Raw genomic sequence first — 15021 nt, 5'->3', positions numbered from 1 at the left:
ATTGATTTGTTGTCATAATTTGACTTTGGTTGTTAGGGACAACCAACTGCTAAAGTAAGGATGAAAACAGTATGGGAGAGAAGAGTGAAGTCTTGAAAAAGGATGGTCGAAACGTGATGCAACTTAAAAATATGCGGAGCGAGGCCTATAAAAAACTTCGTTACCGAATCATGCACAATAAATATACTCCCGGCCAAAAAATTTCCGAAAAGATGATTTCCGAGGAGTTAGGGATTGGTCGGACTCCGGTCCGTGAAGCTGTGATTCGGGTCGAACGGGATGGCTTGATCGAAGTTATTCCACAAAGTGGGACGTACGTGTCTCGTATCGACATGGCGATGGCCAACAGTGCCCGTTTTGTTCGGCAGGTGTTAGAAGTCGAAATCATGCTGGAGGCTACGAGCAAGATGACCAGTGAGTGGACAGCAAAGTTGCAACAAAACTTGGCCGATCAGGTTGCTGTGGCGCAAGAGGGTGATCCCGATGCATTCTTTGATTTGGACGAAGCCTTTCATAAAACTTTTTATCAGGTGGCGGGGCGTGAAGAAATTTGGAACTGGTTGCAGACCATTAACATGCAGTTGAATCGGTTCCGGTGGATGCGGTTGAAAGTCACAAATTTGGACTGGCAGACGTTGCTCGACCAGCATCAAGGAATTTTGGATGCTGTTTCCCGACGTGAACTAGATGACGTCCGGTACAGTATTACTAAGCACTTGCGTCTGATGTTAAGTGAACGGAAGTATCTACTGAATAAGTTTCCCGATTATTTTACGAATGTTCGTCCTGAGGACTTGAGTTCAGCTGATATCCCGTCACGCAAACCGGGAACGCTAGACGTTCGGGGAATTTTAGCCAAAACGCAAGCGAAACATCAATAAAGGAGGTCGTCAAAATGGAAATGGGCTTTCGATGGTATGGTCAAGCAGACGATGCCGTAACCCTGGCGAATATTCGCCAAATTCCGAATGTGACCCAGGTTGTGGGGGCACTCTTTGACATTCCGTTAGGAGAAGTTTGGCCGCTGGAACAGATTCAAGCTTTGAAGCAACAAATTGAAGCAGCCGGCTTACAGTTTACAACGGTGGAATCGGTCAATATCCATGATGACATTAAAATTGGTCGGCCGAGTCGGGACCGCTACATTGAAAATTACCAGCGAACGATTCGTAATCTGGCGCAGGCCGGAGTGCGGACCATCTGTTATAACTTCATGCCTATTTTTGATTGGGTGCGGACGAATCTCCACTACCCGTTGGCTAGTGGGGCCACAGCATTAGCCTTTGAAGAGCAATATACCCAAAAGTCGCCGCAGGAGATCATTCACGATGTACAGAGCCAGGCGAATGGCTACGTGCTCCCCGGCTGGGAACCTGATCGTTTGGCAGAAGTTCAACGGATATTCGATGCTTACGCTGATGTTGATGCTGATAAATTGAAGACAAATTTGAAGTATTTCTTAGACGCCATTATGCCGGTGTGTGAAAAATATCGTGTGCAAATGGCAATGCATCCGGATGACCCCCCGATGCCAGTCTTTGGCTTGCCCCGCATCTATAAGAACGCTGCTGATATGCGGGCCATTATGGCGTTGAATTCCTCAAAGATGAATGGATTTACCATTTGCACGGGGAGTTTGGGTGAGAACCCGAAGAACGACGTCCCTGCGATAATTCGCGAGTTTGTACCCACGGGACGAGTGCCTTTCGTCCACGCCCGCAACGTGAAGCATTTGGGACATCATCTAGACTTTCATGAATCGGGTCACCTGTCGCAAGACGGGTCACTCGATATGTACGCGATTATGCAAGCGCTATCTGATAGCGGTTTTGATGGCCTGATTCGGCCAGATCATGGACGTGATATTTGGGGCGAACAGGGACGGCCTGGGTATGGGTTATATGATCGGGCCCTGGGTATCGCCTATTTAAACGGCCTTTGGGAGGCCATTCAGAAGTCTAAGTAAGGAGGTATTTGGACATGGGCACGATTTTAACGATTGGTGAACCGATGGTGGTGTTCAAGGCCCAAGAACTCAACACAAGCTTAGCGGACGCTACCACTTTTCGAAAATTCACCGCTGGTGCGGAACTTAACGTGGCGTTGGGCTTGGCTCGCTTAGGTCATGCCACGGAATACGTCTCGGCGGTGGGACAAGATCCCTTTGGTGAGTACCTGAAGGCTCAATTGCGACAGCAACACGTTGGGGTGACGAACCTGGTCACCAAGGATGCGTATCCGACTGGCTTTTACCTAAAACAAAATGTAGCTCAAGGGGATCCAGCAGTGTATTACTTCCGGCGAGGATCCGCTGCCGCGCATTATGATTTAAACGATTTACGCCAGGTTGACTTGAGCCACGTGCAGTTAGCTCACCTCTCGGGAATTTTTGCGGCATTGTCTGCAGAGAGCTTAGCGGTTTACCGTCAATTGAATCGTGAACTCTTGCAACACAGCATTCCGGTAACTTTTGATCCTAATTTACGGCCTACTCTATGGTCGTCATCGGCTGAGATGATCCGAGTGACCAATCAATTAGCCCAAACGGCTACGGTGGTCTTACCTGGCCTGGGTGAGGGTCGGACATTGACTGGACAAACGAAGCCAGAGGATATTGCCGCCTTTTACCTGCGGCAAAGCAAAGTGACTCAACTGGTTGTGGTTAAGTTAGGTGATCGGGGGGCTTTTGCCATGCGTGCGAACGGAGAACGCTTCACCGTGCCTGGTTTTGTTGTAGAGCCGGTAGTAGATACCGTGGGGGCTGGGGATGGCTTTGCGGTAGGAATGATTTCGGCCCTCCAAGAAAAGCTTCCACTGACCCAAGCTTTGAAACGAGCTTGTGCCATTGGCGCCATGGCGGTTCAAGTTATGGGTGATAACGACGGATACCCGACGCCAGCACAATTAGCGGCGTTTTACCAGGCTCATCCAAATTTTTAGGTAAATGAGTTGGAGTTCTGGGACATTAGGAAAGCTATGTGCCAAAAGGTTTAGTTTCTAAATCATTATTGGGACGATTTAAAAGGATGCCAGGCCTTAGAGCGCCAATCGGTCGGACAGCTTTTTTGCTTTTATGGAAAAGTTGTCCTATCCTGTTAGATAACGTCATCTAGCGTGTGATTAGTTGTGGCCGTAAAGGAGTTAATTGACGACCAAGTGGCAAGCGGGAGTGTTGGGGAACCCTTGGTCAGCTAATTGGTGCAACGACATGTCGCTAGTTGGATACCGACTTTGGGAGGGAATGAAAATGGAAGAAGTTACAATTCGGACAATTTCCCAACGGGCCAACGTGTCGCACACCACGGTGTCGCGGGCGCTCAACGATAGCCCATTGGTCAAAGAGGCGACCAAAAAGAAGATTCGTCAATTGGCTGATGAATTAGGATATGTCCCAAATCTTTATGCAAAAGGACTAGTTGAACGACGGTCATTTTTGATTGGGGTGTTCTTTTCGGATCTAGATACTGGGACTTCGCCTAGCTTTTTAGTAGATGTTATTAAGCAAGCGCGGGCTTTCTTACCAAAGGGCTATTCACTCTCATTGGACAGTGTCGAGTCGTTGAGTGCGAGTGGTAACGTATCACGCCACCAATATGATGGGGCAATTGTGGTCAGTCAGTCTAAAAAGGATGATCCATTCATCGAGACGTTAATCAAGTTACACTTACCTACTGTGGTCTTGAACCGGAAAATTGATCGCGATGACGTGTCGAATTTTTCGACCAATGATTATCTAGGGACTAAGAAGATTCTAGAATATGCCATTCGAATGGGTCATCGCAAATTTGGTTTGATTAGCGGAGCTGCTAGTTTTGTGTCAGCAGTTGACCGGCAACGAGCTTTTAACGATGTGATTGAGGAAAACGGTGCCGAGACTTGCTCAGATTGGCAACGTCAGGGGAATTACCTGCCGGAGAGTGGTTATAGAGCAATGCGGGCCATTTTAAGTGCGACGCAAACGCCAACTTGTATCTTTGCGGCTAATGATGATATGGCAACTGGAGCCGTGCGAGCTTGTCAAGACTTGGGTTATAAAGTCCCTGAAGATATTTCGATTATTGGTTACGATGATATGAATTATGCTAAATATTTAGTTCCTCGGTTGACGACGGTCCGTAAACCGACGGACGATATTGTGCAGGAAGGAGTTAGCGCCTTAACTGAGTTGTTAAATAATCCATCTATGATGCCAATAAAAAAGATTGCAGAGCCAACATTAATTGTGCGAGATTCTGTAAAGGATTTACGTAACTAAATCCTTTTTTTTTGAAATAAATGTTAACGTGTGCAGATATTTGTGATAAGATAAACATTGTTAGATAGAAAGCGCTTACGAAGCGGCGGAATAGCTTTTTAAGCGTTCTTCTAATAAATGTTTTATTGATAATCAATTGATATAAAACTGGTACATACCAAAGCTTGTGTTATCGTGTGTATTGGAGCGTAGATGTTGGTTATCCTTTTTCAGGTAGACAATTTAAGGAGGTGCTCACATGAGCGATACAGTAGCTAGTCCCGAGCCAGATACCGGAAAGGCTAAAGAAGAGATGATTAATGACTCATCTCGACACATTCCAATGCGTGAGAAAATCTCGTATGGGTTTGGGGACTTCGGTAACGGGTTCATGTTTGACTTAGGGCAAGCATACCTAACGAAGTTCTGGATTGATGCGTGTGGTATCGGTGCCGGTGCGGTTGCCGGAATCTTCGCCTTTACGAAGATCTTCGATGCGTTCATGGATCCAATTGCTGGTTCAGTGATTGATAACCGGAAGAAAATTGGGAAGGCTGGTAAATTCCGACCAGTCATGATGATTTCAGCTATTATTCTTGGGATTATGACCGTGGTCACGTTCACGATGCCTAGCGGGCTGAGCGGAACCCAAAAGATTGTTTATGCTTATGCTGCATATATGATCTGGGGGCTGGTTTATTCCTTTACCAATGACCCATACGGTTCATTGGCTTCTGTGATGTCCCGGAACTCGCAAGACCGGAGCTTTATGGCAACGTCACGGCAGGTTGGGTCCGTTGGGGCTCAGTTCATTGCCGGGGTTGCGTTTATTCCTTTGATGGGAATTATTGCAAACGGTAACACGGGTGTTAAGGAAGAACACGGTTACTTCTGGGCTGCCGCCGTCTTTGCGGTTATCGGGGTCTTGATGTTTGCCATCTGCTACTTAGGTACGAAGGAAAACGTTAAGGTTCACCGGAATACCGGGAGCGATGCTCACAAGGAAGGTTTCAAGGATTACATCCGCGTTATCTTCAAGAATGGGCCGTTAGGGGCTTTGATTCTGATGACGTTGTTCACGATTTCCGCCATGAACACTAACAACCAAATGATGGTGTTCTACGCGCAATACAACTTAGGTAACATTGGGCTACAGCCAATCATCAACGCGATTATGATGGGGTGCTCCATCGTTGGGGTCTTCATGATTCCGACGTTGACGAAGCACTTTGGTCAGAAGCGGACCGCAATGTGGAGCTTCGTTATCGGGGCCGTTGCGAACATCTTGAACTTCTTCTTACCAGAGAACGTTATTGTTTTCATCGTTCTGGTTACCATTGGTTACACGGCTTTGGCGATTCCAAACGGGATTACTTGGGCCATGGTTTCTAACGCCATTGACTATGGTGAATGGCACTCCGGTATCCGGAAAGAAGCCATTACTTACGCGGCGTTCAACTTCTCCCGGAAGATTGCGCAATCCTTAGCTGCTTTAGTTAGTGCCGGGGTATTGGCATTGACCGGTTACGTGGCGAACGCCCATCAGACGCCAGGTGCCCTTCGGGGGATCAAGGCTGCGATGACCTTATACCCAGGCTTCTGCCTGTTGGTTGCGGCCGTTGTTATCGGCTTCCTGTACAAGCTAGACGAAAAGAACTTCGCCAAGATTGCTGACGACTTGGATCACGGTCGTTGGGAACACGGGAAGATTAGCGGTAACTTGAAGTAATTTTACTTAATTAGGGTTTACGTTCCTTAAAAACTAGGTACTTATAACTATACTGGAGGCATTTTTGATGGATTTACAAAAATTAGTTTCAGACGTCCATGAGATTTTAGCCGCAAATGGCGACTATTCTAACTTGTCAGACAAAGAAGTTTATGTCAACTCGATCCAAGTCGACCGGAAGAACGTTTACTTCGACTTACACCAAACCGTTGACAAGCAAACGGTTAAGACCTTGGTGGTTTACGAAGACCGCGACGACGTCAAGGACTTCGATGCTCGCGAAAGCATTCAAGACTACGAAAAGACTTTAATCGTTGGTGACTTGAACGAACAAAACTGGCACGCATTAACGAAGCGTTTTGCATGGTTGAAGCCAACTTCTCGTCATGGCCACAAATATACCTTTGGTTTAGGTGACCGCTTAGGCTTGGCTTCTAACGCGCACTTACGTTTGTTCAAAGGCCGCGGCATTATGCCAGTCTTAGCACAACAATCCATTCGTGAACTTCTCTTAACGAACCGAACTGAAACCGACGTTCTGTTGGATGCCGGCTGGGCCGTCTTCGACGAAGGCTTCACCACTGGCTGGGCCGATGATGGGGACCACGTTAAGAATCCACATGAAGTTGATTACGCTATCAAGGCTGGTTGCACCATGATTACCTTGGACTCCACTGAAAAGATTCATAACGAAGTCGCCGACTTGACCGATGACCAATTGGATGCCAAGTTCAATGCGTTGGATGACGACTTAGTCAAGTACTTCAACGATACTTACTTAGACAAGACGTTCCAAATTAATGACAACGCTTCCGTTCACTTCAGCAAGAAAGATGTTGAACAATCCGTCTTGATCTTCTATGGTGCTGTTCGTTACGCTATCTTCATTTACAACAAGTTCATCAAGCCTTACAACTTAGACTTCGAAATCTCGATGGATGAAGCTATCGTGCCAACGACGCCAGCTAACCACTACTTCTTCGCTAATGAATTACACCGTAAGGGTATCACCCCAGAAACTATTGCACCACGGTTCTACGGTGAATTTCAGAAGGCCATCGACTACATCGGTGATGTTAAGCGCTTCGAACGTGAATTTGTCATTCATGAAGCCATTGCGGAACACTTCGGTTACAAGTTGAGTATTCACTCTGGTTCCGATAAGCTTTCCGTTTACGAAATCATCGGTCGGTTGTCCAATAAGCACGGCTGGCACGTTAAGACTGCCGGAACTAACTGGTTGGAAGCCTTACGGGTTATCGCCCATGCCGACAAGAAGTTAATGCGTGATATCTACAAGTTCGCTTACGACAATTTGGACGATGTTGCTTCCTTCTATGTCTTCAATGCTCAAACTGACGGTACGGCACCAAAGCCAGAAACCATCACTGACGACAATGTTATGGACTTGTTGAAGAATGATGACTCACGTCAAGTTCTCCACACGATGTATGGTTCTATCCTGAACTACCAGAAGAGCTACCGTTACGTCTTCCGTGACAAGTTCTTCAAGATTTTGAAGGAAAACCAAGCTCAATACGACAAGTACTTAATCGCCCACATTGCGGAACACATTGATTTGCTCCAAGGTAAGGCAAAGACTAAGGATGAAGTTAAGACAAAGTACGAACCAACTGACTAATCTGGAGTCGTTTTAAAGGAGGATAATATCCATGGATTTGCTTGATGACGATTTCTTACTCGGCAATGATATGGCGAAGAAGTTATTTAATGATTACGCTAAAGATATGCCGATCATTGACTTCCATTGCCACTTGAACCCAGAAGAAATTTATGAAAACAAAAATTATCCGAATATTACGCGGATTTGGTTAAACGAAGGCACTTACGGGGACCACTACAAGTGGCGCCTAATGCGGGCTAATGGGGTTCCTGAAGAACTCATCACCGGTGACGGCGACGAATATCAGAAATTCTTAGCCTGGGCTGGAACCATTGAAAAGTCTTTGGGGAACCCCTTATACGAATGGACCCACTTGGAACTCAAGCGGTTCTTCCATATCGATGAGGTCTTCAACCGCAAGACGGCCCCGGATATTTGGAAAAAGACCAATGCCTTACTACAGACCGAAGACTTCAAGCCACGGAATTTAATTAAGAATTCTAACGTGAAGGCCGTCTGCACCACGGACGACCCGGCCGATGACTTGCACTACCACAAACTGTTGAAGCAGGACGAAGCTGAAAACGGCTTCCGGACTTTACCAGCGATGCGGCCTGACAAGTTGATTCAAATCGATCGGGATGGTTACGCTGATTACTTGAAGAAGTTGGCTGACGTTTCTGGCGTCAAGATTAACTCCTTCAAGGACATCATCGCGGCCTTGAAACAACGTTTTGGCTTCTTTAACGACATGGGCGGTCGTTTATCCGACCACTCCTTGTTGACTTACCACTTTGTTGAGGCTTCGGACAGCGAGCTGAATGCCATCGTCAACAAAGGGATCAACAACCAAGACTTAACGCCTAAGGAATTAGACCAATACATCACCATGTTGTTGGAAAACCTGATGAAATTGAACAAGGAATTTGATTGGACCATGCAATTCCATATCAACTCCATCCGGGACATCAACCGGCCAATGTTCAAGAAGTTAGGTGCCGATACCGGGTACGATGCTGTTGGGACGCAACCTGATATTGCGGGTGAAATCCAAAAGCTTTACACCAAGATGCGCGACACTAACGACATTCCAAAGACGATTTTCTACTCCTTAAACGACAACGATTGGATGCAGTTAGCAACCATGATGGGGTCGTTCCAAGAGGGCGGCAAGCAACGGATGCAATTGGGTGCCGGCTGGTGGTTCAACGATACTGCCGAAGGGATGGACAATCAGTTACGGATTTTCGCCCAAGAAAGTCTGTTACCAAACTTCGTCGGAATGCTGACCGATTCACGGAGTTTCCTATCTTACCCACGTCACGAGTACTTCCGTCGGGTTCTTTGCAACTTCTACGGCAAGTTAGTTGAACAGGGTCGGGTACCAAACGACGAAGCGATGTTAGGGAAGATCGTTCAAGACATTTCCTACAACAACGCTTATAACTTCTTCGGTTTCTTCCCAGATAAGACGCCTGATGAGTTATTCAATACAAGTTATTCGACCAGTAAGTAATTACTGTTAACAACAACTTCTTAAAAGTCTCACACGACTGCTGTGACGGTCGTGTGAGACTTTTTGAGTTTCAAAAATTATTAGATGGCAATTTTTCAGTGGTTAAGGACGTTGATGATGGAAAACTGATAAGATAGTTATTGAAAAAAGCGCTTTCTTGTATCACTATAGACCTATACCCTATGGAAAATCGGGCTTTCAAGCCGTTGATCTTCCCAATGGAAGTTGTAGGAGGAATTTCAGATGAATCAGAATCCGTTGAATATTTTACATACGATTGGACTTCAGGAGTTATATCCCATTATTCGTTGCCAACTTAAGGTAACCGGGAAACTGGACGTTGATCGCTTTCGCCGAGCCATCACCTTAACGGCACGGGTCGTGCCTGAATTGTTTTGCCGTTATAATTTAGTTGATAACAGCTGGACACCTGTGGTCCACGATGCATCGACCATCGTGCGGGTGGTCGACCGGTTGACTCCTGACTTGGATGCGGCGCCGGATTGGTTCCATCAACCCCAACTGCGGGTCTTTATTGTGCCCGGGGCTACCACAACACTGGTCCTGACCATGAGCCATATCTTGACCGATGGGAGCGGCTTTAAACAGTACTTATACTTGTTGTGTGCTTGTTACAATCGGGGGAGCGAGGCCGTGACGGGTGTTCAAAATACGGTCAAGCTTGATTGGCTACAGGAGTTAATTAAAACCCACCCAGCGCCTGAAGAGGAGAGCAACGTTGATCACCCGGCGCACGCTTTGGCTTTACCGCGTTTGGCTGCCAAAACGGCTCCACGAACGGCCCACGTTGGTGGGGTGGTGTTGAATGGCGAGGTAATAAAGCGCTTAATTCAAGCTACTCACGACCAACATGTGACGGTCAATGCTGTTTTGCTGGCTCTTTTTGGAAAAACTGTGCAGGCTTATGATCCGGAGGTGACAGCGCTTGCGATTGCCTGCCCAACGGATATGCGACAAAACATCGAAAATGACCAGGCCACGTTGCGAATTGCCAACCATACGGCGCGCTATAACCCGGCTATTGAGTCGCCTGTAAGCGATTCTCTTCGAACAACGGTCCAAAAGATGCACGCAGGAATGGCCGCGTTAAAGGCCCAAGACCAGTTCTTGGATTCTGTACGGTCGTTGATGCAACAATACCAACACGAAAGTATCGCTGATCTCCAGCAGATTGTTGAGGCACATTATCATGTGCGGCCTATTGGCTACACTAACTTTGGCATCATTGATGATGAACGATTGATTCTGGCAGGACTGAGTGTTACGGACTGCCTGTTAACGGGGTCTTTCCGTATTGCACCAATGTATCAGATTGCTTGCAGCACGTTCAAGGGCCGGCTCACGTTAGGTTTCAACATGATCGGGACGCCGCAAGAAGTACAATTTGGTCAGGATTTAGCTGGTGCCATGGCGAGTCGGTTAGAAATGTTTATTGACCCGGTCACGGCGACTGCCCAATCAGTGGCCACGTCAATTGAATAAATTATATAAGATTTTGGGAGAAACTAATAAAGTGCTTTGCCCCAAGTGATAGAGTCATTGGAACGAGGCATTTTTGGTACTATGATGAACTAGTTGATTTTTCTTTGAGTAGATTGTAATTCAAAAAGCCCGAGCCATGAGGCCCGGGCTTTGTCTAATTAGAATTAGAGGTTATTTGAAAGGTTGTGCTTGCTTCTGCACCAACGCTGTGTAAGCTGATGAGAAGGAATGTGACGTTGTTCCGTGGTTCGCATTAGAAGCGGCAAAAGCTTGTGTGCTGACAAAAGCCCCAGAAACGACAACAGCAACAACGGCGATTAGAGCAACTACTTTTAAGAAACGCATAAATAAACATATCCTTTCAGCTGATGAGCTTAACTTTTTTTAGGTTTCGTACTTTCAACATTTGTTAACGTGAACATCGTAATTCTTTCAGAAAATTAAGTCAAGAATTAATTTGGCATGTAAAGGATTACATTGGAAAAAAACTTGTTGGAATCGATTCATTAGTAGGAAATAAGTGATAGTTTATACCCTGCTTTTAAATGAAAACGATTTTTTGCTTTTTCATATTTCGATTCGACCGACAGGAAATAATTTTTGGAAATCGTGAAAAATCTGGGGGCTTAAAATGTGATCGTTAAACTAAACAAAATGTTAAAAGCGGGCCCATTATTAACTGGGCCCGCTAGAGGTGTGTGGTAGCTAATCCGTTAAATTAAAAGCGATGTCGAGAGCTTGAACACTATTGGTCAGATAACCCAAAGAAATAAAGTCGATACCACTACCAGCATAGGCCGGGAGCTTGGTGGGGGTAATCCCACCGGAAACCTCAACTTTAATCGAAGTCGGAATAATTTTGCGCCAGGCTCGGGCCGTTGCCGGGGTCTGATTATCAATCATAATCATGTCGACCTGACTCGCAATCGCGGCTTGGAGTTGGTCACGGGTCGCGACTTCAACTTCGATGGTCTTGGTCGGACCACAGAGCTGACGCAATCGGCGAACCGTGGCTGGGAAATCGGTGATGAGGTGCCAGTGATTGTCTTTGAGCATCACCGCATCGTAAAGCCCCATGCGGTGATTGATTCCACCACCGCACTGGACCGCGTATTTATCGAACAGGCGGAGTCCGGGGGCCGTTTTGCGAGTATCCAAAATGCCGATCGAAGGGTCGTTCAAGGTCGTGACGGCCAAGTGGGTCGCTGTGGCAATGCCACTCATCCGCTGCATCAAGTTGAGAATCGTTCGCTCACCGGCTAAGAGGTCGGCGACGGGACCTGAGGCTTGGCCGATGACGGTACCTTGAGGCACCAGTGTCCCGTCCGGCACCGTGGGGGTGTAATGGCACTTGGGCCCCAACAACTGGTACACGGCATCGGGTAAGCATTGACCAACAATAACGCCGGCGTGCTTAACGACGAAGTCTCCGTGGACTAATTGCGGTGGTAAAGCGCTGGTGCTTAGGTCACCGGTGGCGAGGTCTTCTTCTAAAAAGCCTTTAAGGGCGTCAGTGAGTCGTTTCGGACTTAGCGTCATGGTGGTCAGCCTCCTTAGAGACAACCGTAGTATCGGTGATGCCGACGGCCAGTAACAGTGCCCCCACCACGAGTAACATGACGAAGAGACCGAGAACCGTGGCAATAGAGAAGTTCAACTGGATCAACAGTCCTACCATGTAAGGCCCAATCGTAGCTCCAATCCGACCGATGGCTTGGGCGGTGCCCATCCCGGTTCCCCGCACGGCTTGGGCAAATTGGCCAGGCGTCAACGCAATCAACGTTCCCCAGGCGCCCAGGTCAAAGAATGATAGCCAAGCCCCACTGACCAGGATAGCCAAGTTATTGCTGGCTAAACTAAAGGCCAAGACACTAACGATGGTGCCACATAAATAAATGAGCAAGACGCTTTTTTGCCGGAGCTTGCCCATCAAGTAAGCCGCTAAGAAGTAGCCGGGTAATTGCGCTAAACTCATCAAGAGAGTGTAGCTGAAACTATGCACGATGGGAAATCCGCGTAGGACCAGGATACTAGGTAACCACAGAAACATGCCATAGTAGGTCAGCATTACGATGAACCAGAGGGCGCTAAGCAATAAAGTTTGTTGCCGGTGTTGGGGTTGCCAGACTACCTTATAAGATGGCTTGACCATGGGCTGCACTGGTTGGTCGGGTAAATGGCGGCGAAGTGGTAGCGCGTAGAGGACGGTCAGTGCCGTGATCAACACGGTCCAGCGCCAACCAATCGCCGGCATGACCCCGAAGGCCAGCACAGAAGCCAAAATCCAACCGATAGCCCAGAAACTATCCGCCAAAACCAGCATCCGGGAGCGTTGGGTACCGCGGTACTGGTCTGCGACTAGGGTGGCCGCAACGGGTAATTCGCCACCGAGACCAATCCCAGTGATGAAACGAATCAGAATAAAAACGGTGACGTTAGGCGCGAGCGTCAGCGCTAAGTTTCCCAATGAAAAGAGCGCTAGGGTATAAATTAGAACGCGCTTGCGCCCAATTCGGTCAGCTAAATAGCCACAGCCCAGCGCCCCGAACACCATCCCCACGGAGGTGGCCGCCCCGACGGTCCCTAATTGGACGGGGGTCAGTTGCCATTCAGCTTTCAACAAGGGCATGATAAACGATAAGATAGCTACGTCCATGGCGTCAAAGAGCCAGGCGGTCCCCACCACGAGTAATAAACGATACTTGATCAACATTTAATTTTCCTCCCCAGAAAACAATAAAAGTAATTATTACTTTTATTATATTAAAATAAAAGTAATAATTACTTTTATTTAACTTGCTACTGAATATAAGCGGTTTCTAGCCGTTTGTCAAGCAAGAAGAATTCAAACGGTACAGAGTTGCCGGCCGTCCAGCATGGGCCGTGGCGGTGGTCCCTACGGCGGTAAAGTGATCACGGTGGGCCTTCTTGAAGTTGGAATTGTCCAGGGCACTCAGCGGTTGCCGCAAAAAAGTGGCTGCTACCGTGCGTGCCTCTTTCAACGTGAAGGTGGGACCCAACGTTAGGAAGACGGTCGGGTGGAAGGCTAATTCGTGACGAATCCGACGCGCAGCCACGGCAAGCAACCAGTCATGGTCGAAAGCCAGCTGACTTGGCGGCGCCGCGTGACGGGTCGTCAGATCGGCGTAATAGGTCGCAGTTTGGTTGGTCGTGGGCGTGGTGAAACGAGTATTCCCGTTTTGGACTTGGTAGGCAGTCTTAGTCGCAGTCACCTGAAACCAGCGGGCGTCCTGGGCGCCGTAGCCGGGCGTTAGCGGTGGCATTTTCGGTAAGAAGGTCATGTAAGCCAGGGCGACCCGCCGATGCGTGGGGGTCCGGTCGGGATGGGTGAACGTTGCCAATTGTTGGGTGTGCTGCCCGTCTAGGACCAGACCAATCTTTTCTCGAACCAACCGTAACGCCGCAGTATCAGCACTCTCGTCGGGCCGCATCAAGGTTTCAGGCAACGCCCAGAAACCGTTGAACGGGTCATGGTCGCGGTTGAGTAGGAGCAAGTTCACGTGGTGCGTGGTGCGATCGAAGCTCCAGATTAAATTTGTGATGGTAATGGTGGGGCTCACCAAGGCCACCGCCTCCTTTCACTTAATGGTGCCATTTGACATGCAGGCACAGACGAACCAGCAGGTTGGCTAGTCCCGAAATGAGCAGTGCACCACTCAGAATCACAGCGAGTAAGGCCATGACCGTGGCGACGCCGCGTAGCCACCCGGCCGCACCAGTCAGCAGGGTCCAAATTGCCGTCACTACCAGAATCAAGATGGTGAAGCCAATCAGTCCCATTTTAGAATTGCGAAAATCTGCCGCACTCAAATCAAAGCCGCCGATGCTGATGTTCATGGCCAGGATGAAGACAATGAGGCCGTGGCCCCAACTGTCGTTTGCGTCGGTGATGGCGTGGCGTAAGGCCGACCAGTCCAGGGCCAGGGGGTGACTGGCAAAGGCCACCAGCCCGGCAAATAAGCCCGGCAACAGCCACGCCGTAAGTCCAAGGAGTACCAGGCTACAGCCAAAAATCGGGGCGATACCGATAAAGAGGTTTCCCGTACTTTGGTACCAATTGCCTTGGTTCCAGGTGTGGTTAACATAGCCTAAAGCCAAATCGCTGTCGCCGTTACGGGTCCGCTGGTTGGGATGGGGCCGTTTCAACAACCGTACCCCGGTGATGCGGTGGCCAAAAAGCAAGGCTACCAGTAAGTGACTGAGTTCGTGGCAGAAGATGCCAATGAATCCGAGGTAGAGTTCACTGTTGATGCCAAAGCCGTTGGCCAGGTACTGTTTGGTGTTGCGGTTAACGCCAGTTAAAAGCGCAATAAAGGCTCCCGGCACGACCAGGAGCCAGAAGACGATCAAAGCGAGGTTTTGGAGCAACAGCATATAGTTGATGGTCATGCGCC

The 15021-nt window shown here is 48.2% G+C and carries 13 protein-coding genes; 8 read left to right on the top strand and 5 right to left on the bottom strand.

The features are described 5' to 3' along the window. Positions 1 to 71 precede the first annotated feature (71 nt). The 8 genes from H3M12_RS02095 to H3M12_RS02060 all read left to right on the top strand — a co-directional run bounded on the left by H3M12_RS02095 (position 72) and on the right by H3M12_RS02060 (position 10606). Positions 72 to 881 (top strand): GntR family transcriptional regulator, encoded by an 810-nt coding sequence (locus H3M12_RS02095; protein WP_233449207.1) that lies wholly within the window; start codon positions 72 to 74, stop codon positions 879 to 881. A gap of 14 nt (positions 882 to 895) precedes the next feature. Next, complete coding sequence (gene uxuA / locus H3M12_RS02090; RefSeq protein ID WP_182150854.1) at positions 896 to 1966, top strand: mannonate dehydratase; 1071 nt, start codon at positions 896 to 898, stop codon at positions 1964 to 1966. Between the two features lie 14 nt (positions 1967 to 1980). Then, positions 1981 to 2940 carry a sugar kinase gene (locus tag H3M12_RS02085; RefSeq protein ID WP_182150853.1) on the top strand — a complete coding sequence of 320 codons (960 nt, stop codon included), beginning with the start codon at positions 1981 to 1983 and terminating at the stop codon, positions 2938 to 2940. Positions 2941 to 3247: 307 nt separating this feature from the next. Beyond that, complete coding sequence (locus tag H3M12_RS02080) at positions 3248 to 4255, top strand: LacI family DNA-binding transcriptional regulator (protein ID WP_182150852.1); 1008 nt, start codon at positions 3248 to 3250, stop codon at positions 4253 to 4255. 238 nt (positions 4256 to 4493) lie between these two features. Continuing rightward, positions 4494 to 5963, top strand: coding sequence for a glycoside-pentoside-hexuronide (GPH):cation symporter (locus tag H3M12_RS02075; protein ID WP_182150851.1), 1470 nt, complete (start codon positions 4494 to 4496; stop codon positions 5961 to 5963). Positions 5964 to 6030: 67 nt separating this feature from the next. Further along, on the top strand, positions 6031 to 7605 hold the full coding sequence (locus H3M12_RS02070; RefSeq protein WP_182150850.1) for a tagaturonate epimerase family protein: 1575 nt from the start codon (positions 6031 to 6033) through the stop codon (positions 7603 to 7605). Positions 7606 to 7636: 31 nt separating this feature from the next. Beyond that, on the top strand, positions 7637 to 9103 hold the full coding sequence (uxaC, locus tag H3M12_RS02065) for a glucuronate isomerase (RefSeq protein ID WP_182150849.1): 1467 nt from the start codon (positions 7637 to 7639) through the stop codon (positions 9101 to 9103). Positions 9104 to 9346: 243 nt separating this feature from the next. Next, a complete protein-coding gene (locus H3M12_RS02060) occupies positions 9347 to 10606 on the top strand; it encodes a hypothetical protein (protein WP_182150848.1) in 1260 nt (419 codons plus the stop codon). 171 nt (positions 10607 to 10777) lie between these two features. Here H3M12_RS02060 and H3M12_RS02055 read toward each other — a convergent pair whose 3' ends face one another. The 5 genes from H3M12_RS02055 to H3M12_RS02035 all read right to left on the bottom strand — a co-directional run bounded on the left by H3M12_RS02055 (position 10778) and on the right by H3M12_RS02035 (position 15016). Continuing rightward, positions 10778 to 10951 (bottom strand): hypothetical protein, encoded by a 174-nt coding sequence (locus H3M12_RS02055; protein WP_170955016.1) that lies wholly within the window; start codon positions 10949 to 10951, stop codon positions 10778 to 10780. A 360-nt stretch (positions 10952 to 11311) separates the two neighbouring features. Further along, the gene (gene nadC, locus H3M12_RS02050; RefSeq protein WP_129033308.1) at positions 11312 to 12145 is read right to left on the bottom strand and encodes a carboxylating nicotinate-nucleotide diphosphorylase; all 834 of its coding nucleotides are present in this window, start codon (positions 12143 to 12145) and stop codon (positions 11312 to 11314) included. Continuing rightward, a complete protein-coding gene (locus tag H3M12_RS02045) occupies positions 12117 to 13319 on the bottom strand; it encodes an MFS transporter (protein ID WP_182150847.1) in 1203 nt (400 codons plus the stop codon). The genes nadC and H3M12_RS02045 overlap by 29 nt, the downstream gene beginning before the upstream one ends. 106 nt (positions 13320 to 13425) lie before the next feature. Beyond that, a complete protein-coding gene (locus tag H3M12_RS02040) occupies positions 13426 to 14190 on the bottom strand; it encodes an NrtR DNA-binding winged helix domain-containing protein (RefSeq protein ID WP_404820040.1) in 765 nt (254 codons plus the stop codon). A gap of 19 nt (positions 14191 to 14209) precedes the next feature. Then, entirely contained in the window at positions 14210 to 15016 is an 807-nt protein-coding gene (locus H3M12_RS02035) for a hypothetical protein (protein ID WP_129033305.1), read from the bottom strand. Positions 15017 to 15021 lie beyond the last annotated feature (5 nt).

Origin of the sequence: Levilactobacillus suantsaii, assembly GCF_014069315.1 — a bacterium.
Lineage (GTDB): Bacteria > Bacillota > Bacilli > Lactobacillales > Lactobacillaceae > Levilactobacillus > Levilactobacillus suantsaii.
The sequence above is the reverse complement of the archived record's forward strand: the minus strand, read 5'-3'. Positions and strand labels throughout refer to the sequence as shown.

What these genes read in the sequence shown, in the direction of transcription:
- H3M12_RS02035 (WP_129033305.1), bottom strand. Translation starts at nt 15,016, where the DNA reads ATGACCATCAACTATATGCTGTTGCTCCAAAACCTCGCTTTGATCGTC.
- H3M12_RS02045 (WP_182150847.1), bottom strand. Translation starts at nt 13,319, where the DNA reads ATGTTGATCAAGTATCGTTTATTACTCGTGGTGGGGACCGCCTGGCTC.
- H3M12_RS02095 (WP_233449207.1), top strand. Translation starts at nt 72, where the DNA reads ATGGGAGAGAAGAGTGAAGTCTTGAAAAAGGATGGTCGAAACGTGATG.
- H3M12_RS02070 (WP_182150850.1), top strand. Translation starts at nt 6,031, where the DNA reads ATGGATTTACAAAAATTAGTTTCAGACGTCCATGAGATTTTAGCCGCA.
- uxaC (WP_182150849.1), top strand. Translation starts at nt 7,637, where the DNA reads ATGGATTTGCTTGATGACGATTTCTTACTCGGCAATGATATGGCGAAG.
- H3M12_RS02060 (WP_182150848.1), top strand. Translation starts at nt 9,347, where the DNA reads ATGAATCAGAATCCGTTGAATATTTTACATACGATTGGACTTCAGGAG.
- uxuA (WP_182150854.1), top strand. Translation starts at nt 896, where the DNA reads ATGGAAATGGGCTTTCGATGGTATGGTCAAGCAGACGATGCCGTAACC.
- H3M12_RS02055 (WP_170955016.1), bottom strand. Translation starts at nt 10,951, where the DNA reads ATGCGTTTCTTAAAAGTAGTTGCTCTAATCGCCGTTGTTGCTGTTGTC.
- H3M12_RS02080 (WP_182150852.1), top strand. Translation starts at nt 3,248, where the DNA reads ATGGAAGAAGTTACAATTCGGACAATTTCCCAACGGGCCAACGTGTCG.
- H3M12_RS02085 (WP_182150853.1), top strand. Translation starts at nt 1,981, where the DNA reads ATGGGCACGATTTTAACGATTGGTGAACCGATGGTGGTGTTCAAGGCC.
- nadC (WP_129033308.1), bottom strand. Translation starts at nt 12,145, where the DNA reads ATGACGCTAAGTCCGAAACGACTCACTGACGCCCTTAAAGGCTTTTTA.
- H3M12_RS02075 (WP_182150851.1), top strand. Translation starts at nt 4,494, where the DNA reads ATGAGCGATACAGTAGCTAGTCCCGAGCCAGATACCGGAAAGGCTAAA.